Source organism: Streptomyces sp. NPDC044002 (assembly GCF_056434525.1).
This window is the reverse complement of record NZ_JBWKEZ010000033.1, coordinates 1-20077: the sequence shown is the minus strand read 5'-3', so window position 1 is coordinate 20077 and position 20077 is coordinate 1. Positions and strand designations below refer to the sequence as shown.

Below are 20077 nucleotides of genomic sequence, written 5' to 3'. Positions count from 1 at the left end.
CCTCGTCTTCCGGGTCAGCCATCCTACTTCCTCGTGCCCCCCCCCCCCCCCCCCCCCCCCCCCCCCCCCCCCCCCCCCCCCCCCCACCCCCGGGCGACGCAACGCGCGCACTCCGGCGTGCCACACCCTGCGCTCAAACCCCGCGCTCACACCCCGCGCGGCCGGGGGTCTCCACGGAGAGGCATTTGGTGTGGACGACCCAAGAGACTTGTCTCCCAGCCGGTTGCCCTCGGTGATGCCAAAGCCGAGTGCCGACCCTGTGGTCGCGCAGCAGGCAGGGGGAAAGAAGACCTGGGCCGAAGACGGTATTGATTAGGGGTGAAATGATCAATCCTCTAGGCGGCTGAGGATGTATTTTACAAAATCGGCCCGGTCTTGGCTGTCTACGACTTTCTGAGCCCACACGGATGCCGCATCTTCCCAGACCCGGTCTGTGCGGACACGAGGTCCCAGGTTTTCTGCAATCCGCCTAGACCAGGCGTGATGATTCTCAAGCCTTCTGGCGTCTTCTACGGCATCCAGCAGGTCGCCTGTTCGTACGCCGAGCCTTTGAGCCACAAGATCCCAGTAATCGTCGCTCGAATTTTCGAGAACTTCTCGCTCGGGGGAAGAATTACCTGGCAACTTAACGCATCCTGAAGTCGGTTGCTGGTCGGCGTCCAATACGCCAATCGATTTCCCGGGAAGCTTCTCTTCGGAAGCGAGGGATCCAAGGGTCTTCACGGTGCTGGCTGGTCCGACAGGAGTTATGGAGATTCTCCTTCGGAGATCGGGAAGCTCATTCGATATCAGAGCGTCCACCATAACTGCGGCTTCCTTGTCTTCGCAGTAGAGGGTCAGCTCGGCGTGGTTGACATCGTCCATGAGTGACATGGCGAAGTCGGGAGTGACGCCGTAGATTACATCGCGGGTCCCGTGTCGCTCCAGCTGTATGTAAACTCTTGCCTCGGTCGGAAGCTGCTCTAGGACGTATGGTGAGTGCGTCGAGAGGATAAACTGAATTCTCTGCCTATGCGCAATGGAGAACAGCTCGGCCATGAGGCGCCGCTGCGCCCTCGGGTGTAGGGATGATTCGATCTCGTCAATTATTACAAGTGAGTTGCGGGGTGCAGTAGGTTTACGAGATCTGTTGTGGCGTCCTCGCCAGCGCCTTGGTGGAAATTGGAGTACTCCCCCTCTGCGGTTGAAAGAACTCCGATCTGCTTTTGTTCGTACTTCGCCATTTTCCCGGCGGTGTACGATTTATTCATGATCCTCGCCAGCATATTCCTGTCGGCGTCGGAGAATTCTGTTTCGTCCCCGCGGAAGGTCGCCTGCTTCGCGATCTTTCCGTATCCGATCAGCGTGTCGATCGGTTGAATGCGGCTGATGTCCAGGAAGAATACGGGGCGGTCGATCCTCTCTGGCATTCCACGCCAACGCTTGCTAGGCTTCCTGAGGTTCAAAGTGTTGGTTGATACGCCGAGATGGAATTGATAGAGGAGGCTTACTTTTTCTACCCGCTCCCAGGGTGTGTTTGGGAAGAAATCGTCCGGATAGAAGGTGCGCATGTCGGGCGAATTGCTCGGCGCGCGATATGCGGCTGCGGCCGCCTTGAGTACAGTGCTTTTGCCGGCTCCATTTTCCCCTGCGATCGCCGTCACTGGGAATCTGAATTCGACGGTTTCTCCTGTCCAGCCACGCAATCCGGCTATGGTGACCGAATCTAGAAACTGAGGCCAACCTTTTTGGGAGTAGCGATCTGTATTCCAGTCGCTGGTGAGTGGAGAAACGGTCGTGGAAATTCTTGCACTGCCCATCTTGCCCCCTCGGCGCGTGGTCGTGGATTGGGATCCAGCGACCTGAACTCACCATAAGTTATGGATGAGTTGAGGCATAGGGTGACAGTTGGCGTCGGTGACGTGGGTTCTGGAGGCGGATCCCCGAGGAGAATCCGGGCAGAGCCCGGGGAACGGGCGAGGAACGGGTGGGGGATACCCATCCCATGCAGCGGCCCGCCCATCCCTAGTACTCACCACGCCTGAAGGCCGGAGTTTGGCGCAGCGGCGCGTCAGGAAGGAACGGCCAGCTCCGGCGGGAGCGGGGCGGCGTGGAGGGCCGTGAGGCCGGAGACGGCTCGGGTGAGGCAGACGTACAGCCGCCGCAGCCCGGTCCGCTCGTCCGGCTCGCCGTCGACGATCGCCGCCGGCTCGTCCAGGACCACGTAGTCGTACTCCAGACCCTTGGCCAGGGAGGCCGGGACGAGAGTCAGGCGGGACTCCGCCGTCGTCTCCTCGCCCGGCGCGAGGTACGCCAGCCCCGCCTCCGCGAGGGCCTCCGCCAGCACCGGCACCCGCGCGTCCGCCGCGATCAGCCCGATCGACCCCTCGTGCGCGAGCGAGGCGCGGCAGGCTGCGATCACGTCCGCCGTCAGCCGGTCGGGGGCGGACGGGGCCACCGTCAGCGACCCCGGCGCCTCACGCACCGACGACACCGCCGCCAGCCCCGGCGAGATCGCCGGCAGCAGCCGCGACGCGTACGCGATCACCTCGCGCGGCACGCGGAAGCCCGCCGTCAGCTCCTCCAGCACCGCCTCCGGCTTGCCCAGGTGCGCCAGCGCCTCGTCCCAGCTGCGCGTGGCCCACGGGGTGGTGCCCTGCGCGAGGTCGCCGAGGACCGTCGCCGAGCCCGTCGTGCAGCGGCGCCCGACCGCCCGGTACTGCATCGGGGACAGGTCCTGCGCCTCGTCGAGGACGACGTGGCCGAGCGAATGCGTCCGCTCCACCAGGTCGGCCGCCTCGTCGATCAGCACCAGGTCCGCCGCCGACCACTTCGCCGCCCGCACGCTCCGGAACGGCTTCGGCCACAGCAGCAGCTTCTGCTCGTCCTCCGTGAGGACCCCGTCCGCGTGCTCCGCCAGGAAGCCGGGATCCGACAGCAGACGCAGCACCAGCTTCGCCGGTTCGACCGCCGGCCAGACCGCCTTGACCGCGGCCTTCACCGCCGCGTTGCGGGCCACCGCGTCCTGCACCCGGTCGTCCGGCGCCTCGCCCGCCTGCTCCATGCGTACGAGGACCGCGTGCGCGATCCGCTGCGGCAGCGCGTCGCGGGCCGCGCCGTAGCGGATGTCGCGCTCCTGGAGCTCGGTGACGATCTCCTCCAGCTCGTACGCCGGCACCCGCCACCGCCGCGAACCGCGCACCACCATCAGCGGCTCGGCGGGCGCGGTGACGTGCGAGCGGACCGCGCGGCGCAGCACCTCCGCCATCCGGGCGTCGCCCTTGACCACGGCCGTGGCGGCGGCGTCGGCGCCGCGCACCTCCAGGCCCTCGCGGGCGACGAGGTCGTCGACGGTGGCCTGCTTGACCTCCAGCTCGCCCAGCGCGGGCAGGACCTGCTCGATGTAGTGGAGGAAGGAACGGTTCGGCCCGATGACCAGCGTCCCGGTGCGGGCGAGCCGCTCGCGGTGCGCGTACAGCAGGTACGCGACCCGGTGCAGGCCGACGGCGGTCTTCCCGGTGCCGGGGCCTCCCTGCACGCAGACCGAGCCGGACAGGCCGGAGCGGACGATCTCGTCCTGCTCGGGCTGGATCGTCGCGACGATGTCGCGCATCGGGCCGACGCGGGGCCGCTCGATCTCCTGCTGGAGCAGCTTGCTGACGGCAGCGGACTCCGCCGGGTCGGAGAGGTGCTCGTCCTCGTACGCGGTCAGCTCGCCGCCGGTGTAGCCGAAGCGGCGGCGCAGCCCGACGTCCTGCGGGTCGGCCTTCGAGGCGCGGTAGAAGGGCTGGGAGACCGGCGCGCGCCAGTCGATCACCATCGGGTCGCCCTCGGCGTCGTGGACGTGGCGGCGGCCGATGTAGAACTGCTCGCCCTCGGCTCCCTCCGCCAGGTCCGCGCCCGGGGCGTGCAGGTAGTCGAGGCGGCCGAAGAAGAGCGGGGTGTGGGCGAGGTCGGCGAGGGCCTTGATCCGGTCGTCGATCTGCGCCTGGAGGACGATCGCGTTGACCCAGTTCGCGGTGACGTCGCGGATGTCGAGGGCCTCGACGTCCGCGCGCATGGCGCGCAGGGCGGAGCGCGAGGCGGCCAGGTGGGCCCGTTCGCGGCCGAGGAGGTCGGCGGAGTCGGACGTGGAGTCGGATGCGGCGTCGGACGTGGTGTCGGACGTGGTGTCGGGGGCGTGCGCGGACACGGGAAGGCCTCCAGCGGTACATGCGGTACATGCGGTGAGTGCGGTGCGTGCGGTACGGAAAGCCCCCGGTTTCCGGCCGGAAGGCGGCTCTCCCCGATGGGACGGCGGGAGGCGGCAAGAGCGGAGATTGTAGTCAGCGGGGCGCGGCGGCGCGAATGGATTCGGGGGGCCGGAAGTCCCGAGGGGGCAGTACCCCCGTACGGGTGTCATACCGGGGAGTGTCAGACCTTCGGCAGAGCCACTAGGGGGTGCCATGGGCCGCGAGTAGGACACGGGAGGGCAGCGGGTTCCGTCCCGAGGGCGATGTGCGCGGAGGGGGAAGAACGCACCATGGATACATGAGCACCGCAACCTTTGCCCCGGTCCAGGGCGGCCTCCCGAGCGGGGCCACCGCCACCTCCGACCACCGTCCGCGCCACCGCGTCGGCGATGTCCTGCGCGCCGCGAAGGTCTTCGCCGCTGCCGCCATGAGCGTGGTCGTCCTCGGCGAGTACTCCGAGGACGCGGGCGTCATACGCCGCTGACGCCAGGGGTCTGCAAGGCCTTGGCCTGAACCCGGCGGTAGCCGGGCACCGATCCACTAGGGTCACGCGCGTGACCCGCAGCCCCGCCTCCGCTTCCCCACCCCCACCACTCGCAGCTGTGCTGGTCACAGGCTCGCTGCTCGCTCTGGGCGTCCTGTACATCGCCCTTCGCATCCCGACGGCCGACGCCGTCCTCAGCGGCTTCTCCGCCGCCGAGTGGCACCCGCCCAGCGCCTATCCGCCGTTCGCCGCGATCCTCTTCACCCCCGCCGCCTGGCTGCCGGCGGGAGTGCTCAAGGCCGTCCTCGTCCTCGGGAACGCCGGCCTGCTCGCCCTGCTGATCGTGCTCTCCTGCCGGCTCGCGGGAGTACGGGCCCGGCGGGGTCCGGTCCTGGCCGCCACCATCGCCGGGCTGTGGCTGGAGCCGCTGTTCCAGAGCCCGCTGCCCGGCCAGATCAACCTGGCGCTCGCCTGCCTCGCCGTCTGGGACCTCGGCCGGCCGCGCGCCGCCCTCGGCAAGGGCTTCGCGCTGGGCGTCGCCGCCGGGATCACCCTGACCCCGGCGCTGCTCGTCCCGTACCTGATGCTGACCCGGCGCGTCCGGGCCGCCCTGACCGCCCTGGCCGGGCTCGCCGGCACCGCCCTGCTCGGCCTGCTGGTGCTCCCGGAGGCCTCCGCCGACTTCTGGGCCCACCACGTCCCGGTCACCGGCCGGGCCCTGCTGCGGGAGTGGCCGCACCTGTGGGTGTGGGCCGTACCGCTCCTCACCGCCCTGACGGGCGCGGCCCACCGCCGCCGCACCCGCCACCACGGCCACCAGGACCGTCAGGATCGTCACGGCCAGCGACCGCCCGTGGCCCGCCGGGTCCCGGCCCCGCGGCCGCCCTCCGAAGGGCCGGTCAGTCGCTCGCCAGGAGCTCGTCCGCGTCCATGATCCGGTAGGCGTAGCCCTGCTCCGCCAGGAAGCGCTGGCGGTGCGCGGCGAAGTCCTGGTCGATCGTGTCGCGCGCCACCACCGAGTAGAAGCGGGCCTCGTGCCCGTCCGCCTTCGGGCGCAGCACCCGGCCGAGGCGCTGCGCCTCCTCCTGCCGGGAGCCGAAGGTGCCCGACACCTGGATGGCCACCGTCGCCTCCGGAAGGTCGATCGAGAAGTTCGCGACCTTCGAGACGACCAGCACGTTGATCTCGCCCTCGCGGAACGCGTTGAAGAGCTTCTCCCGCTGCGCGTTCGAGGTCTCGCCCTTGATGACGGGCGCGTCCAGGTGCTCGCCGAGCTCGTCGAGCTGGTCGATGTACTGGCCGATGACCAGGGTCTGCTCGCCCCGGTGCTTGCGCACCAGCGCCTCGGTCACCTTCCGCTTCGTCGCCGTCGTCGCGCAGAAGCGGTACTTCTCCTCGGTCTCGGCGGTGGCGTACGCGAGCCGCTCCGACTCGGTCAGGTTGACGCGGACCTCGACGCAGTCGGCCGGCGCGATGTAGCCCTGCGCCTCGATCTCCTTCCACGGAGCGTCGAACCGCTTCGGCCCGATGAGGGAGAACACGTCCGACTCCCGCCCGTCCTCACGGACCAGAGTGGCCGTCAGGCCGAGCCGCCGCCGCGCCTGCAGGTCGGCGGTGAACTTGAACACCGGCGCCGGCAGCAGGTGCACCTCGTCGTACAGGATCAGCCCCCAGTCCCGGGAGTCGAACAGCTCCAGGTGCGGGTAGACGCCCTTCCGCTTGGTCGTCAGAACCTGGTACGTGGCGATCGTGACCGGCCGGATCTCCTTGCGCGTACCCGAGTATTCGCCGATCTCGTCCTCCGTCAGCGAGGTGCGCCTGACCAGCTCGTGCTTCCACTGCCGCGCCGAGACGGTGTTGGTGACCAGGATCAGCGTCGTCGCCTTCGCCTTGGCCATCGCACCGGCCCCGACCAGCGTCTTGCCCGCGCCGCACGGCAGCACGACCACGCCCGAGCCGCCGTGCCAGAAGCCCTCCACGGCCTGCGCCTGGTAGGGGCGCAGCGCCCAGCCGTTCTCCTCCAGCTCGATCGGGTGCGCCTCGCCGTCCACGTACCCGGCGAGGTCCTCGGCCGGCCAGCCCAGCTTCAGCAGCGTCTGCTTGATCTGCCCGCGCTCCGACGGGTGCACGGCCACGGTGTCGGCGTCGATCCGCGCCCCGACCAGCGGGGTGATCCGCTTCGAGCGCAGGATCTCCTCCAGCACCGGCCGGTCGGTGCTCGTCAGCACCAGCCCGTGCACGGGGTGCTTGGACAGCGTCAGACGCCCGTAGCGGGACATGGTCTCGGCGACGTCGACCAGCAGTGCGTGCGGGACGGGATAGCGGGAGTACTCGACGAGCGCGTCGACGACCTGCTCGGCGTCGTGCCCGGCGGCCCGGGCGTTCCACAGCCCGAGCGGGGTGATCCGGTAGGTGTGGATGTGCTCGGGCGCCCGCTCCAGCTCGGCGAAGGGGGCGATGGCCCGCCGTGCGGCGCCGGCGAGCTCGTGGTCGACCTCGAGAAGGAGGGTTTTGTCGCTCTGGACGATGAGAGGCCCGTTCACGCCTGCTCCCTTTCCGGCGGGGTGGCGGCCGCCCGGGCGCGGGCGGCCAAACCTCCAGTCTGCCGCATCCCGCCGCGGGCGTGGGGGTCCTGCCGGGCCGGGCCGGGCAAAACCCGCTGACGCCGTCCGGCCGCGCGGCGTACCTTCCGGGCATGAGTGAAGATCAGCAGCCCTTCGTGCCCGACGGCTTCGACGTGCCGCGCACCCTCGCCGGCGACGGTTTCCGGCTGGAGCCCCTCGGGGCGGAGCACAACGCGCGGGATCTCGCCGCCTGGAGCGGGAGCATCGCGCACGTCCGGGCCACGCCCGGCTTCGCGGGCCGGAACTGGCCGCCGCCGGAGGGGATGTCCGCCGAAGCGAACCTGGCCGACCTGGAACGGCACGCGCAGGACTTCGCCGAACGGCGCGGGTTCACGTACAGCGTGCTCGAAGCCCTCGAAGGCGGTGAGGACGTCATCGGGTGCCTGTACGTCTACCCGTCGAAGGAACACGACGGCCGGGTGCACGTCAGCTCCTGGGTGCGCGAGGACCGGGCGCACCTCGACGCCGTCGTGTACGAGACGGTCAGCGCCTGGCTGCGCGAGGTGTGGCCGTTCGGGACGGGGCTGGTCGACTACGCGCCCAGGTGAGGCAGCGGGCCCGCCGGGTAGGGGGTCTCCGCCGGGAGCAGCGCGCGGGCGGCGTCCAGGTCGCCCGCGCGGACCAGGCCGTGGATCTCCCGGGCCAGCGGGGTGACGTCGCGGATGGACACCGTCCACTCGTCGGCGTACGCCCGTGACGCCGGCCCCGACAGGCCCAGCTGCAGGGACCGGTGGGGCAGCGCGTTCAGGTGGAGGTCCCGCTCCGGGTCCCACTGCACCCGCGCCGGGGAGCCGGCCAGGGACGCCTTCCACGCCTCGCGGTCCGCGTGGACGCCGGGCACGTAGTGCGACAGGCAGGCCTGGGCGAGGGCCGAGTCGAAGCCCTCGCGGCTGATCTCGACCGCCAGGACGGTCTCCTGGTCGGCCTTGGAGGCCCAGCCGCAGCGGTACATCATCCACAGGAACGACGGCTTGATCCACGTCATCCGCTCCCGCTTCCACGCCGCAGGGAACCGCCCGTCGCGGGCCGCGGGCACGCCGAGGTGCGGGGCGTAGGCCTGGTAGACGGTGACGGTGGTGGCGGTGTGGGCGGCCCGGATCTGGTGCCGGGGGGTTTCGGGGGCGGGTGCGGGGGAGGGCCCGGTTCCGGATTCGGGTGCGGGTGTCGTGCCGGGTGCGGTCGGGGCCGCGGGCGTTGCTTCGGACATGCCGTCAGGGTGCCGGGTCGCCGTGGCCGGCGACCAGCGGTTTTCCGCGGCGGCCGCGGCCCGGCGGGCGCCGGCGCCGCTCAGACCTGGTCCTCCGCCAGCTCCGCCACCCCCGTGATCCGGTGCAGGGCGTACGTGCGGACCTCGTCCGCCGTGTGGTCGTACCCCGTGACGAAGCCGCCCTCCACCCGCACCGGGGCGATGACCCGCTGGCTCGCCGCCCCGTCCGCGTTCACGTACCCGATCCACACCGCCGACCCCGTCAGCGCCGCCGCCTGCACCGTCGCCAGGGTCTCCGCCGCGCTCGTACGCGGCAGCTCCCCCGGAACCCCCGACGACGACGCGGCCGCCGGCTCCTTGCGGACCGCCGTCGCCGCCAGGTCGCCCGCACGGATCGCCCGTACCGCCGCGCCCAGCAGCGTCGCGTCCGGCACCGGCGGCCCGTCCGGCACCGGCACCGGCGCCGAACGCGCCGGCGTGCGGTGCGCGTCGGCCCGCGCCACCAGCACGTCGCCGGTACGCGACTCCGCCGCCGGGGCGTACCCCATCGCCCGCAGCCCGTCCAGCAGCACCGCCGGGTCCGCCTGCGCCGCCAGCACCGTCGGCGCGAGACGCCGCAGACCCAGCCCCGCCGACCGCCGGTCGGCCAGGATCTCGCCCAGCATCGCGTCGTCGTCGCAGCGCACGTACGAGGACGCCGACCCCACCCTCAGGTGCCCGTGCCGCCGCGCCACGTCGTCGATCAGGTACGCCAGCGGCTGCGGCACCGGCGTACGGCTGTGCTCGGCGAGGAACGCGTGCAGGTCCGACGCCGCCTGCCCCGAGTCCAGCGCCCGCCGCACCGAACCCGGAGTGAACCGGTACACCGTCGCCCCGCCCTTGGACTCCACCTCCGCCAGCACCGCCAGCATCTCCGCCAGCGGACGCAGCAGCGGCCCCGGCGCCACCGCCGTCAGGTCCGCCTGCAACAGCACGTGGTCCACCGGCTCCGGCAGCAACGGCGCCAGCAGCCCCGCCGCATCCCCGTGCTCCAGCAGCGCCCGCCCGAACGCGCTGAGCGCACCCCGCCCCGTCACCCCCAGCACCTCGGCCTCGTGCAGCACCCACCGCGCGAGCCGGGCCCGCAGATCGCTCGTACCGCGCGCCGGCCGCTCCCACGCCAGCCGCTCCAGCACCACCTCCGGATCGGGCACCCCGCCCTCCGGCAGCTCCCCGACCAGGTCCAGGACCCGCCGCCGCACCTCCGGCGCCGCCGAACGGTCCAGGTCCGGGCCCAGCGCCGACAGCGTCCGACCCTTCGCGTCCTGCTCCCCGACCAGCCCCGGCGTACGCGTCGCCGGCAGCCACGCCGCCGCCAGCGCCGCCCACCGCTCCGCGGGCGGCAGCTCCCGCCAGTCGTCGAACGCGGGCGTCGGCGCGTACCGCTCGTCCGCCTCCCCGTCACTGGCCAGCAGCCCCGCCGCGTACGCCAGCTCCACCCAGAACGCCGCCTCCGACTCCCCGGTGTCCAGCGCCGCGGCCGTCCGCTTCAGGTCCCGCACCGCCAGCCCGCCCGCCCGCAGCACCAGCGGCCCCGCGTGCTCCCAGGCCTTCACCAGCTCCTCGACGGTGCCCAGCGCCGCCAGCGCCTGCCCGGCCGCGTTCGCGTCCACAAGCTGTGGACGGTGCTCCCGGTGCACGCCGACCACCGGTGCGACCGGCTCCGTACGCCGGTGCGCGAGCCCGCCCCGCAGGTGCAGCGCCACCTCCCTCGGCAGTACGACCGTCCGCGCCGAAGCCGGCAGCAACAGCCCCCGGTCCCGCAGCCAGCGCACCGGCGGCGTCGGCTCCGGCGTCACCTCCCCGTACGGCGGCCCCCACACGAGCCGCCCCAGCACCTGGTGCGCCTCCGCCGGAGCCTCGTCCAGCAGCGCCGACATCCGCTCCGGGTCGGTGAACAGCCCGGTCAGCGCCGCCACCGCCGACACCGGGTCGTGCGTCGCCGGCAGCCCGGCCGCCGCGACGATCTCCTGGACCCGGGTCGGCGACATGCCCGCCGTCGCCTCGGCGACCGTCGGACCCAGCCCCGTCGGGGAGGGCCGCTGCGCGGAGGGCGCGAGCAGCTCCCGGGCGGTACGGACCAGGCGCAGCCGCTCGTCGTCCCCCCACACCAGAGCCTGGTCCCGCAGCGTCCCCAGGGCCCGGGGCAGCGCGTCGCGGGCCTCCACGTCCTGCGAGTCCCCGCCGCCGGCGCCGGTGAGCAGCTCCTCCAGCACCGGGTACGGGCAGGGGTCCGGGGCCACCGCGAGGGCCTCGGCCGTCTGGAGCGCGAACCGGTCCAGCCGGTCCAGGGCGCGTACGACGGAGGCCCGGGTGCCGGCGCGGGTGGCCAGCTGGGTGACGTCGCCCGGCACCGGGTTCAGCAGATCGGGGCGGGCGTGCAGCAGGGCGGTGAGCGCCACGTCGTCGCGGGCGCGGAGCGCCTCGGCGAGGGAGCGCGGGGCGTTCGCCGCAGCGGTACTTGCCTCGGGCACGTTGGTCGCCTCCTGGTCACGCCGGCCGGACCGTCGGCCGGTCCCCATCCGGCCAACGGTATCCGCTGCGTCGTCGGCCGCTCCACGGACGCACGCGCTACCGTCGGGGGCGTGGGGATCGAGAGCGACCATCTGGTCTACGAATATCTGAGCCGCGTCGGGGACTTGGCGGCCCAGCGGCAGCTGTCGTCCGGTGACCGGATGAGGCTGGTTTCGGGGCTGCGGGACGAGATCGACCGCCGCCGCGCCAAGTACGAGCCCGACACCCCGGCGGCCGTACGCGGGATCCTGGACCGCATCGGCACGCCGGAGGAGGTCCTCGACACGGTCGGCGCGGCGGCCCGGGCGGCGACGGCCCCGCCAGTGGCCCCGGCCGTTCCGGCCCAGCGCACCCCCGAGGAGCTCCCGCGGAACGCCCCGCGGAACGTCCCGCCGCACCTGGCCGGGCTCGACGAGCTCGGGCCCTCCGGCGGAGCCGAACCCGACTGGTGGAGCCTGTCCCCGGGCGCCTCCGGGAGGGGGCGGGGGCCGCAGGTCGAGGGCTTCGCGGGCGGCATCGAGATCCCGGACCTCTTCGGGGAGGAGGCGGAGGAGGAACGGGCGGCGAAGGAGAAGCGCGAGGCCGCCCAGGACCCCGCCGCCGGGCCGGCCGCCGCGGCGGGGGGCCTCGTACGGTTCCTGCGCGACCGGCGCGAGAAGAAGAAGGCCGCCGCCCCGGAGGGGGAACCGAGGCCCCGCCCCCACGCGTTCCTCGTACTGGCGGCGGTACTGCTCCTCGCCGGGGCGCTCACCGGCTACTGGCTGCTGCTCGGCGCCGGCGCGCTGGTGGCGTACGCCTCGGGCGTCCTCGGACCCCGCGAGCGCAAGTGGGTCCTGCTCGGCCTGCCCGCCGCGGTCTTCACCCTCGCCATGCTCTGGCTCTGGGGCCGCGCCGCCGGCAACTGGGGCACCCCCATCCCCTCCGACCAGGTCGGCCCGTCCTTCCAGTCCCTCTGGCCCACCCTGGCCCGCACGGCGGGCGCGGTCACGGCGGCGTACCTGCTGTGGCGGTCGCGGAGGCGGTAGGGGGGCGGGGCGGTACGCGGCTCGCGGTTCGGGCCCGCTATCTCCCCCTCGACCCCGTGGGGTGGGGCGGGGGTTGCCCACCCGCCTCCCTGTCTGCGGGCCGGGGGATGGGGCGGTAGCCCCTCGCCCCGGATCAGAGCGGGTTGGGGGCTTCCCGTCAGTCCCATCGTCCTTCCGTGTCGTGCCGGCCTGTCAAGGGCGCTCCTTCGTCGCGTCACTTCGTGATCGCCTTCGGCGACCCTTGACAGACCGACCCGCCCCGGAAAGCCGAAAGACTGCCGGGAAACCCCCAAAGAAACGGCACGGTCCAGAGGAGGAGGGACGGGTCCCTCAGTGATGGGCGAGGGGCCGGGGGCCGGCCCGCCGGGCACCCGGGCCCCAAAAGTCCCGATCCCGGACCAGGGGCGCGACTACCCGCACGACAGGTCGACCAGAGCGGCCTGCGGAGCCCCCAGGCGCGACAGATCGCTACGCGCTCCTCACATCTCAGCGTCCGGCGACCGCCTGTGGCTGATATCCGCGGCTAGACCGGGGGGCGGCCGGGTGTGGGGGTGGGCGGGGGTGATGGGAGTGGTGGGCCGGGGTTGGGTGGCTGTTCGGGGTAGCCGGGGTTTCGGTGCTTTCCCATGGTGGTGTTCCTCCGGGTGAGCTTGTAGATGCCCAGGGGTGGGAAGAGGTCGACGCGGGTGGGGCTGTTCTGCTGGGCGCAGGGGACGCAGAGCAGGTCGCGGCGGGTGGTGTGGGTGGTGCGGGCGGCCTGGACGGGGTTTCGCCAGCAAGCCTCGCAGGTGACGACGTCGGTTGTGGTGGTGGTGAACTCGGTGGAGATCACCGTTCGCCGGCCAGGACGGGTGGCGGTTCGTCCCACAGGTGACGGTCCACGGAGAATCCGGCCCGTTCGATGGACCTGATGGTCCGGGCGAGCGCGTCCAGGTCGCCTTCCGTGCCCTGGGGGTTGGGGTAGTGGTCGACGAAGCCGCCCGCGTGCGCGCACAGCTGCTTGTAGAGGGCAGTGTGGAGGATCAGGGCGTGCCAGCCCTTGTCCACGAGCGGCGAGGGTGTCATGTCGTCGGCGACCTGGGCGGCCGTGGCGACGAACTTCAGGGCCTCGGTGACGATCCGGGTCGCCAGCTCGGGTTCCATGCCCGGGTTGTCGTCCAGGACGGTGGCACGCACCGCGCTGAACTGTGCGTCGTCCAGGGCGGGCGTCGGCGGGGTGGGGGGCTTGGTACCGCATGGTGGCGGTGGCGGTGGCGGAAAAGACATGCCTCTCCTCAAGGTGTCTGGGCGGCCGGCTCGATGTTGGCGACGGCGGTGGTGAACTCGCGGCCCGAGGCGCCCCGGACGTAAGCCAGTTCGGCCCAGCGCTCGATTCCGGTGTCGGAGACGTTCTCGTTGATCACCGCCATCAGCACGCCCTCGGCGCCGGAGGCGATGTCGCGGACGCGGTGGCGGAGGAGTCGGTGAGGGACGTACTCGTAGCACTCACTCATCGGCCACCTCGTCCTGAATTGATCCGGCTGGCCTGTCGGTTCACGGTTCCCCGCGCCATGTCGCACCTCTTCGTCGTTGCCTGACCTTCGGTGCGTCATCCTTCACCGCTGGTCAGCGGCGTAGGCGGATCATGCGCGTCTTGGACTAAAGATCATCTGAGGGCGGCGGCGCACCCGCTGAGGAAGGCTCGTGCGCCTTCCCCGAAGACGGCCCGCTCCTCCAGGTGCGAGAACTCTTGAAGGTGCCCCATCACGTCGCGGGGGTCCCGGAAGACCATCACCCCTGAGGACAGTTCGACCGTGGCCATCCGGTCGTCGTAGATCGTGAAGGTGTTCAGTGGTGCGGGCCCTGTGGGCACCGTCATGGGGATGACCCCGAGCCTGACGTTCGGCAGGTGAGTCAGCGAGGCCAAGTGGTCGATCTGCACGGCGAGTGCGTCGGCACCGACGAGAGGCCAGCGGACCGCTTGCTCTGTGAGGATGAAGGTGAACCGCTTCGAGCGGTCGTACAGCACCTGTTGCCGTTCGAGTTTCCTGGCGATCGTCCTCGAATGGTCGCCAGGGATGTGAGCGAGGCTTGCGCGGATGTACTCGGGCGTCGAGAGAAGCCCTGTGATCATCGACAGCATGAAGAAGCGGAAATCTGCCGACGACGCTTCAAGGCCGGCGAGCTCCAGCTGCTTCTTGTCGAGACCTTTGCGACGCATCCCACGGGCGCCTTGCCACTCCGTGTTCGCCAGCCGCGCCAGGCTCATGACCTGAGTGACCAGCGTCGGGGGCGCGTCGCAGGCGCGGAGGAGTTGTTCCACGTCCACCAGGGACGGGCGTACCTTGCCGTTCTCGATACGGCTGACCTTGGACTGCGACATGTTGCAGCGGGCAGCGACCCGGGCCCCTGCGAGCCCGGCCCGCTTGCGTACGGCCTTCAACAGGGCTGCCAGTTCCTCGCCTGACTGACCCAGTTCTTCGGGTTCGACCGTCACCTACTGACGTACTCCAGGAACGGAACGGACGCCTCGACGGCGATCCGCTGGTACTCGATGAACGGGCCGGGGTCGCCGGCGTACAGTTCGCGGCTGACCTGCTTGCCGTCGGCCTCGTAGTGCATGAGCACGACGGTGGAGCAGTCGAACATCCAGAAGTCCTGCACGTCGGGCAGCGGGTTCGGACGGTCGGTCACATCGAGGATGCGGATGTCTTCCCCGGCAGGGGCCTGGTGCTGGTAGTACCGGTCGAACTCGAACCGCAAGTAGTCGCTCAGCGGCCGATTGACGATGTGGACGCGTCCCACGTTCCGTGTGCGCACCATCTCGGTCCACGAGTCCTCGTACGGGCCAGGAAACCGAGCCCCGGCCTTGAAGGCTGCGAACTCTTCCGCTTCCTGCGGTACGAGGTACTGGGGGAGCGTCTCGAGCCGCCAGGCTTCCGTCTGGAACGTCTTGAACTTGGACGCCCAGTCCTCACCATCCAAGAGCACGGACGGCCTCCCTCAGCACGCTCTCGGGGATCTCCACAAGTCCTTCGCCGGCGGGCGGGGTGAAGGCCTCGGACAGGTCGCCCTGGACGATGATCGAACCGGACGCGGACCGGTAGACGTTCGGGCAGTCGCCCTGCCCGCACGGTCCGCCGTTGCCATTGCCGGTGAGCCTGGTCAGTTCCTCACGTGCCATGGGGAGCCCCCTCTGTGACAGGCCTCGAGCGGACCTGCTGACCATGACCGTACGGAAGCTCCCTACAGCCGTCCATGCGCGAACGGGAGTATGCACGTCTTCGCATAAACGCGTCGCCGAGCCGACGGCTGCCGATACAAGCCATCGGCTCCCTGGGCTGCTGTGTTCGTCCTCTGGTGCGGTATCAGCCCGAGACGGCCGCCGGCCGCCGAGAAATGAGGAGCGCGTAGCGATCTGTCGCGCCTGTCGGACTCCCAGGTCGATTTCTTCGTCCTCTGGTGCGGGTAACAGCCACAGGCGGTCGCCGGACGCTGAGATGTGAGGAGCGCGTAGCGATCTGTCGCGCCTGGGTGGTCCGCAGGCCGCTCTGGTCGACCTGTCGTGCGGGTAGCCGCGCCCCTGGCCCGGGATCGGGACTTTTGGGGGCCCGGATGCCCGGCGGGCCGGTCCCCGGCCCCTCGCTCATCGCTGAGGGACCCGTCCCTTCTCCTCTGGACCGTGCCGTTTCTTTGGGGGTTTCCCGGCAGTCTTTCGGCTTTCCGGGGCGGGTCGGTCTGTCAAGGGTCGCCGAAGGCGATCGCGTAGCGACGCGACGAAGGAGCGCCCTTGACAGGCCGGCCCGACACGGAAGGACGATGGGACTGACGGGAAGCCCCCAACCCGCTCAGAGACCGCCCAAGGGGATACCGCTCACCCGGCCCCCGGCCCGCACCCAGGGAGGCGGGTGGGCAACCACCGCCCCACCCCACAGGGTCGAGGGGGAGATAGCGGGCCCGCACCGCGAGCCCCCGTACACCCCCGCGTCAAGTCCCCGTCAAGTAAATCGGTACATAGCTGGCATTCCGCCAAAAAACGGCCGCCGGTCGGCCAACCTCCGTCCACGGTTCCGCACCCTCCTGGAGCCTCGGCACAATGGCGCTATGACCTCAGGCAGCCCCAGCCCCAGCCCCATCCCCCCGCAGCTCACCGTCGGCTTCGACCTCGACATGACGCTCATCGACTCCCGCCCCGGCATCAAGGCCGCCTACGAGGCCCTGTCCGCCAAGACCGGGGCGTACATCAACGCCGACGAGGCCATCACGCGCCTCGGGCCGCCGCTGGAGGAGGAGCTCGCGTACTGGTTCCCCGAGGAGGAGATCCCGGCGATGCGGGACCTCTACCGGGAGATCTACGTCGACCACGCCATCGAGCCGACCCCCGCCATGCCCGGGGCCCGCGAGGCGGTCAAGGCCGTGCAGGCGCTCGGCGGGCGGGCCATCGTCGTGACGGCGAAGAACGAGCCCAACGCCCGGCACCACCTGGAGCACCTGGGGATCGAGCCCGACGCCGTCATCGGCTGGCTCTGGGCCGAGGCCAAGGCCAAGGCGCTGCGCGAGTACGGGGCGCAGGTCTACGTCGGCGACCACATCGGCGACGTGCGCGGCGCCCGGACGGCCGGCGCGCTGTCGGTGGCGGTGCCGACCGGGCCGTGCGCGGAGTCGGAGCTGCGCGAGGCCGGTGCGGACGTGGTGCTGACCGACCTCACGGAGCTGCCGCAGTGGCTCGCGGAGTACGAGCGGGCCCGCGCGGCCTGAGGACGGCGCGCGTCAGGCGGCCTGGGACGCCCGGGCCGCCTTGCGCTGTGCGGCGGCGGAGCGGAGCACGCCCGCCGCGGAGATGGCGAAGCCGACGCCCATGAGCATGCACACGGCCCACGCGTACGACGGGAACGGGTCGGTCCCCAGGAACAGCGGGGCCATCGTCGCCAGGGTCGCCAGCGCGCCGACGATGAACACGATGCCGCCGGCCTTGATCAGGCCGTCGCCGGGCCGCGCTTCGTCGGGATGAGGAGTAACAGTCACCCCACCAGGGTAGTTCCCTGGCCGAAGCGGTGAAGCGGGAAGGACCGGGGAACGTCTTGTCAGCGGTTTCCGGACCATTAGCCTGGAGGAGGCGGGTCGAAGGACCCGCTGTACTGCTATCCGGAGCCGTTTACCACGGTTGCCCGGACCCGACGAGCACAAGGACAGAGGACGGACGTGCCTACCGGCAAGGTCAAGTGGTTCAACAGCGAGAAGGGCTTCGGCTTTCTCTCCCGTGACGACGGCGGCGACGTCTTCGTGCACTCGTCGGTGCTCCCGGCCGGCGTGGACGCCCTGAAGCCCGGGCAGCGGGTGGAGTTCGGAGTCGTCGCGGGACAGCGCGGTGACCAGGCACTTTCGGTGACGGTGCTGGATCCGGCGCCTTCGGTGGCGGCCGCCCAGCGCCGCAAGCCCGACGAGCTCGCATCGATCGTGCAGGACCTGACGACGCTGCTGGAGAACATCACCCCGATGTTGGAGCGCGGCCGCTACCCCGACAAGTCGCACGGCACGAAGATCGCCGGGCTGCTCCGCGCGGTGGCCGACCAGCTCGACGTCTGAGCGGGCCGAAGCAGCAAGCCGGTGCCCCGCTGCTCCATATGGAGCGGCGGGGCACCGTCGCGTCACGGGAAGCGCAGCGCGTCCGCCGGGACGGCCGGTACGAGGCCCTCGGCGGCGGCCCGGGTCAGCAGGCCGCGGACGGCCGCGTAACCGGCGTCGCCGAGGTCCGCGGTGAACTCGTTGACGTACAGCCCGATGTGCTGGTCGGCGACCGCCGGGTCCAGTTCCTGCGCGTGGGCGCGCACGTACGGCCGCGAGGCCTCCGGGTCGTCCCAGGCCATCCGTACCGACGTACGCGCCGACTCGGCCAGCGCGCGCAGCTTCTCGGCGCCCAGCGAGCGCTTGGCGATGATCGCGCCGAGCGGGATCGGCAGCCCGGTGGTGGACTCCCAGTGCTCGCCCATGTCGGCCAGGCAGTGCAGCCCGTAGTCCTGGTACGTGAACCGGGCCTCGTGGATGACGAGTCCCGCGTCCACCCGGCCGTCGCGCACGGCCGGCATGATCTCGTTGAACGGGAGGACGACGACCTTCCCGACCCCGTCCGGCAGCACGTCCGCCGCCCACAGCCGGAACAGCAGGTAGGCGGTGGAGCGTTCACTCGGCACCGCGACCGTGCCGGCGGACAGGTCCACGCCGGGTTCGCGGGTGAGGACGAGGGGGCCGCAGCCGCGGCCCAGGGCCCCGCCGCAGGGCAGCAGCGCGTACTCCTCCAGCACCCAGGGCAGTACGGCGTAGGACACCTTCAGCACGTCCAGTTCGCCGCGCTCGGCCATGCCGTTGGTGACGTCGATGTCGGCGAAGGTCACGTCGAGGGCGGGCGCGCCCGGGACACGGCCGTGGGCCCAGGCGTCGAAGACGAAGGTGTCGTTCGGGCAGGGCGAGTAGGCGATGGCGAGCGGTTCAGCCGTGTTCGCGGTGCTCGTGGTGGTCATGGCGCTCATGGCGTTCTCCCCAGTTGACGAGTACGGGTCCCAGTGCGCGGAATCCGGCGGTCAGGGCGGCGAGCGCGTCGCCGATGCGCCAGGCGGCCCGGTCGCGCGGTCCGACGGCGTTGGACACGGCGCGGACCTCCAGTACGGGCAGTCCGTGCGCGGCGGCGGCCTCCGCCACCCCGAAGCCCTCCATCGCCTCGGCCCCCGCCAGCGGGTGCCGGGCGGCGAGCTCGGCGGCGCGGGAGGCGCTGCCGGTGACGGTGGAAACGGTCAGGACGGGCGCGAGCAGCGCGCCGGTGGCCTCGGCGGCGAAGGCGGCGAGCTCGGCGGGCGGCAGGTGCACGCTGCGGCCGAAGCCGAGCTCCTGCACCGGCAGGAATCCCTCGGGGGTCTCGGCCCCCAGGTCGGCGGCGACGAGCGCGTCGGCGACCACCAGCGAGCCGAGCGGGGCGGCGGGCGCGAACCCGCCGCCGATGCCGGCGGAGATCACGAGGGAGTAGTCGGCCAGCGCGAGCGCGGTGGCCGTGGCGGCCGCGGCGGCGGCCGGGCCGACACCGCCGACGAGCACGTCGGCGGCGAGGCCGGGCAGGTCCCGGCGGGTGATGAGGTAGCCCCCGGGGAGCGTGCGCGGTTCGGGCGTGACCGGGTCCGGATGAGGGGTGAGACCGGCGGCCACGGAGTCGGCCTCCGCGGCCACCGCGGTCACGATCAGCGCGCGCACGCCGCTGCGCCCGCCGCTACTTCTTCAGCTTGAGCTTGAAGGTCCAGACGGAGAGGGGCTTGCCGTCCTCGCCGACCTGGACGAAGCCCAGGAGCTTCGACTGGGGCGCCTCGCCCTGGCCGCCGGTCGCGAAGACGTCGGCGCCCTGGAAGCTGCGGTAGGTGTTCGAGGAGGGCTCGGTGATCGGCTGTCCGTCGAGGACCGCCTGCCACTTCTTGCCGTCCTCGACGACCTCGGGCTCGACGCCCAGGCGCAGGGTGTCGCCGCGGCCGTACTCGACGGTCTTGGCCTTCTTGGGGTCCGTGAGGCAGTTCTGGACCTTGTCCATGGTGAGGTCCTGGCCGTTGGCGGCGCATTCGCCCTCGGACTCGGCGGACACCGACGAGCTGCCGACGGTCACCGTCGCGAGCGGGGTCGGCTTGTCGCCGCCACAGGCGGACAGGAGGAGGAGGCCGGCGGACACGGCTCCGAGGGCCGCGACGCTGCGGCGGGCCCTACCCGGGAAAAGCGGTGCGGTCATGAGCCGAAGGCTATCGGGCCGGTGGGCTGCGCCGCCGCACGGGGGTCCTTGGGCCGCGTCGGCCGTTGCCCTCCCGGGCGGGGGTGGGGTGCCGGTGTCCGGCTGCGCCGGTGGGGCGGTGGTGCCGCTGCGCGGGGCCGGGGTCCCCTACCCGCCCTTCGCCCGTTCCCCGGGGCTGCGCCCCGGACCCCTTCCTGGGGGCTCCGCCCCCAGACCCCCGCGCCTCAAACGCCGG

At 71.6% G+C, this 20077-nt stretch carries 22 protein-coding genes; 6 read left to right on the top strand and 16 right to left on the bottom strand.

The window, feature by feature from the left end; genetic code table 11:
* Positions 1-327: 327 nt before the first annotated feature.
* The 3 genes from AC07A6_RS23655 to AC07A6_RS23645 all read right to left on the bottom strand — a co-directional run bounded on the left by AC07A6_RS23655 (position 328) and on the right by AC07A6_RS23645 (position 4171).
* A complete protein-coding gene (locus tag AC07A6_RS23655; protein ID WP_478778455.1) occupies positions 328-1077 on the bottom strand; it encodes an AAA family ATPase in 750 nt (249 codons plus the stop codon).
* Positions 1078-1088: 11 nt separating this feature from the next.
* Positions 1089-1799, bottom strand: coding sequence for an ATP-binding protein (locus tag AC07A6_RS23650; RefSeq protein WP_478778414.1), 711 nt, complete (start codon positions 1797-1799; stop codon positions 1089-1091).
* A 251-nt stretch (positions 1800-2050) separates the two neighbouring features.
* Positions 2051-4171 (bottom strand): HelD family protein, encoded by a 2121-nt coding sequence (locus AC07A6_RS23645; protein ID WP_478778413.1) that lies wholly within the window; start codon positions 4169-4171, stop codon positions 2051-2053.
* A gap of 338 nt (positions 4172-4509) precedes the next feature.
* On the opposite strand from AC07A6_RS23645, the gene AC07A6_RS23640 reads away from it, so the two are divergent.
* Both AC07A6_RS23640 and AC07A6_RS23635 read left to right on the top strand, forming a co-directional pair.
* A complete protein-coding gene (locus AC07A6_RS23640) occupies positions 4510-4695 on the top strand; it encodes a hypothetical protein (protein ID WP_362472931.1) in 186 nt (61 codons plus the stop codon).
* A gap of 118 nt (positions 4696-4813) precedes the next feature.
* Positions 4814-5629, top strand: coding sequence for a glycosyltransferase family 87 protein (locus AC07A6_RS23635; RefSeq protein ID WP_478778412.1), 816 nt, complete (start codon positions 4814-4816; stop codon positions 5627-5629).
* On the opposite strand, the gene AC07A6_RS23630 is transcribed toward AC07A6_RS23635, so the two are convergent.
* Positions 5595-7238, bottom strand: a complete 1644-nt coding sequence (locus AC07A6_RS23630; RefSeq protein WP_362472925.1) for a DNA repair helicase XPB — start codon at positions 7236-7238, stop codon at positions 5595-5597. The genes AC07A6_RS23635 and AC07A6_RS23630 overlap by 35 nt on opposite strands.
* A gap of 152 nt (positions 7239-7390) precedes the next feature.
* Between AC07A6_RS23630 and AC07A6_RS23625 the strand changes: the two genes are divergently transcribed.
* Positions 7391-7867 (top strand): GNAT family N-acetyltransferase, encoded by a 477-nt coding sequence (locus AC07A6_RS23625; protein WP_478778411.1) that lies wholly within the window; start codon positions 7391-7393, stop codon positions 7865-7867.
* Here AC07A6_RS23625 and AC07A6_RS23620 read toward each other — a convergent pair.
* Positions 7852-8526, bottom strand: a complete 675-nt coding sequence (locus tag AC07A6_RS23620) for a DUF4291 domain-containing protein (RefSeq protein WP_478778410.1) — start codon at positions 8524-8526, stop codon at positions 7852-7854. The genes AC07A6_RS23625 and AC07A6_RS23620 overlap by 16 nt on opposite strands.
* 80 nt (positions 8527-8606) lie before the next feature.
* The gene (locus AC07A6_RS23615; RefSeq protein ID WP_478778409.1) at positions 8607-11087 is read right to left on the bottom strand and encodes a helicase-associated domain-containing protein; all 2481 of its coding nucleotides are present in this window, start codon (positions 11085-11087) and stop codon (positions 8607-8609) included.
* 63 nt (positions 11088-11150) lie between these two features.
* Between AC07A6_RS23615 and AC07A6_RS23610 the strand changes: the two genes are divergently transcribed.
* A complete protein-coding gene (locus tag AC07A6_RS23610) occupies positions 11151-12104 on the top strand; it encodes a hypothetical protein (protein ID WP_478778408.1) in 954 nt (317 codons plus the stop codon).
* A gap of 523 nt (positions 12105-12627) precedes the next feature.
* On the opposite strand, the gene AC07A6_RS23605 is transcribed toward AC07A6_RS23610, so the two are convergent.
* From AC07A6_RS23605 to AC07A6_RS23580, 6 genes are all read right to left on the bottom strand, one after another.
* Positions 12628-12936 (bottom strand): hypothetical protein, encoded by a 309-nt coding sequence (locus AC07A6_RS23605; RefSeq protein ID WP_478778407.1) that lies wholly within the window; start codon positions 12934-12936, stop codon positions 12628-12630.
* Positions 12933-13280, bottom strand: a complete 348-nt coding sequence (locus AC07A6_RS23600; RefSeq protein ID WP_478778406.1) for a glycine-rich domain-containing protein — start codon at positions 13278-13280, stop codon at positions 12933-12935. The genes AC07A6_RS23605 and AC07A6_RS23600 overlap by 4 nt, the downstream gene beginning before the upstream one ends.
* 98 nt (positions 13281-13378) lie before the next feature.
* Positions 13379-13597: a hypothetical protein gene (locus AC07A6_RS23595; protein WP_478778405.1), complete on the bottom strand. Its 219-nt coding sequence runs from the start codon at positions 13595-13597 to the stop codon at positions 13379-13381.
* 152 nt (positions 13598-13749) lie between these two features.
* A complete protein-coding gene (locus tag AC07A6_RS23590) occupies positions 13750-14580 on the bottom strand; it encodes a helix-turn-helix domain-containing protein (protein WP_478778404.1) in 831 nt (276 codons plus the stop codon).
* Positions 14577-15074, bottom strand: coding sequence for a DUF6879 family protein (locus AC07A6_RS23585; RefSeq protein WP_478778403.1), 498 nt, complete (start codon positions 15072-15074; stop codon positions 14577-14579). The genes AC07A6_RS23590 and AC07A6_RS23585 overlap by 4 nt, the downstream gene beginning before the upstream one ends.
* The gene (locus AC07A6_RS23580; RefSeq protein ID WP_478778402.1) at positions 15058-15267 is read right to left on the bottom strand and encodes a hypothetical protein; all 210 of its coding nucleotides are present in this window, start codon (positions 15265-15267) and stop codon (positions 15058-15060) included. Before AC07A6_RS23580 ends, AC07A6_RS23585 begins: the two co-directional genes overlap by 17 nt.
* A gap of 920 nt (positions 15268-16187) precedes the next feature.
* Between AC07A6_RS23580 and AC07A6_RS23575 the strand changes: the two genes are divergently transcribed.
* A complete protein-coding gene (locus AC07A6_RS23575) occupies positions 16188-16841 on the top strand; it encodes an HAD family hydrolase (RefSeq protein ID WP_478778401.1) in 654 nt (217 codons plus the stop codon).
* A 12-nt stretch (positions 16842-16853) separates the two neighbouring features.
* On the opposite strand, the gene AC07A6_RS23570 is transcribed toward AC07A6_RS23575, so the two are convergent.
* A complete protein-coding gene (locus tag AC07A6_RS23570; protein WP_362472895.1) occupies positions 16854-17108 on the bottom strand; it encodes a hypothetical protein in 255 nt (84 codons plus the stop codon).
* 177 nt (positions 17109-17285) lie between these two features.
* Here AC07A6_RS23570 and AC07A6_RS23565 point away from each other — a divergent pair, with 177 nt between their 5' ends.
* A complete protein-coding gene (locus tag AC07A6_RS23565; RefSeq protein WP_007265584.1) occupies positions 17286-17669 on the top strand; it encodes a cold-shock protein in 384 nt (127 codons plus the stop codon).
* Between the two features lie 62 nt (positions 17670-17731).
* On the opposite strand, the gene AC07A6_RS23560 is transcribed toward AC07A6_RS23565, so the two are convergent.
* From AC07A6_RS23560 to AC07A6_RS23550, 3 genes are read right to left on the bottom strand one after another with little or no spacing between them, the layout of a single operon-like run.
* Positions 17732-18601 (bottom strand): 1,4-dihydroxy-6-naphthoate synthase, encoded by an 870-nt coding sequence (locus tag AC07A6_RS23560; RefSeq protein WP_478778454.1) that lies wholly within the window; start codon positions 18599-18601, stop codon positions 17732-17734.
* Positions 18570-19322, bottom strand: coding sequence for a futalosine hydrolase (locus tag AC07A6_RS23555; RefSeq protein WP_386275500.1), 753 nt, complete (start codon positions 19320-19322; stop codon positions 18570-18572). The genes AC07A6_RS23560 and AC07A6_RS23555 overlap by 32 nt, the downstream gene beginning before the upstream one ends.
* Positions 19323-19338: 16 nt before the next feature.
* On the bottom strand, positions 19339-19842 hold the full coding sequence (locus AC07A6_RS23550) for a DUF2771 domain-containing protein (RefSeq protein WP_362472888.1): 504 nt from the start codon (positions 19840-19842) through the stop codon (positions 19339-19341).
* Positions 19843-20077 lie beyond the last annotated feature (235 nt).

Excerpts from the sequence above, each read along its gene's own strand:
- AC07A6_RS23580 (WP_478778402.1), bottom strand. The coding sequence starts at position 15,267 with ATGGCACGTGAGGAACTGACCAGGCTCACCGGCAATGGCAACGGCGGA.
- AC07A6_RS23560 (WP_478778454.1), bottom strand. The coding sequence starts at position 18,601 with ATGACCACCACGAGCACCGCGAACACGGCTGAACCGCTCGCCATCGCC.
- AC07A6_RS23575 (WP_478778401.1), top strand. The coding sequence starts at position 16,188 with ATGACCTCAGGCAGCCCCAGCCCCAGCCCCATCCCCCCGCAGCTCACC.
- AC07A6_RS23620 (WP_478778410.1), bottom strand. The coding sequence starts at position 8,526 with ATGTCCGAAGCAACGCCCGCGGCCCCGACCGCACCCGGCACGACACCC.
- AC07A6_RS23550 (WP_362472888.1), bottom strand. The coding sequence starts at position 19,842 with ATGACCGCACCGCTTTTCCCGGGTAGGGCCCGCCGCAGCGTCGCGGCC.
- AC07A6_RS23595 (WP_478778405.1), bottom strand. The coding sequence starts at position 13,597 with ATGAGTGAGTGCTACGAGTACGTCCCTCACCGACTCCTCCGCCACCGC.
- AC07A6_RS23650 (WP_478778414.1), bottom strand. The coding sequence starts at position 1,799 with ATGGGCAGTGCAAGAATTTCCACGACCGTTTCTCCACTCACCAGCGAC.
- AC07A6_RS23625 (WP_478778411.1), top strand. The coding sequence starts at position 7,391 with ATGAGTGAAGATCAGCAGCCCTTCGTGCCCGACGGCTTCGACGTGCCG.
- AC07A6_RS23615 (WP_478778409.1), bottom strand. The coding sequence starts at position 11,087 with ATGGGGACCGGCCGACGGTCCGGCCGGCGTGACCAGGAGGCGACCAAC.
- AC07A6_RS23640 (WP_362472931.1), top strand. The coding sequence starts at position 4,510 with ATGAGCACCGCAACCTTTGCCCCGGTCCAGGGCGGCCTCCCGAGCGGG.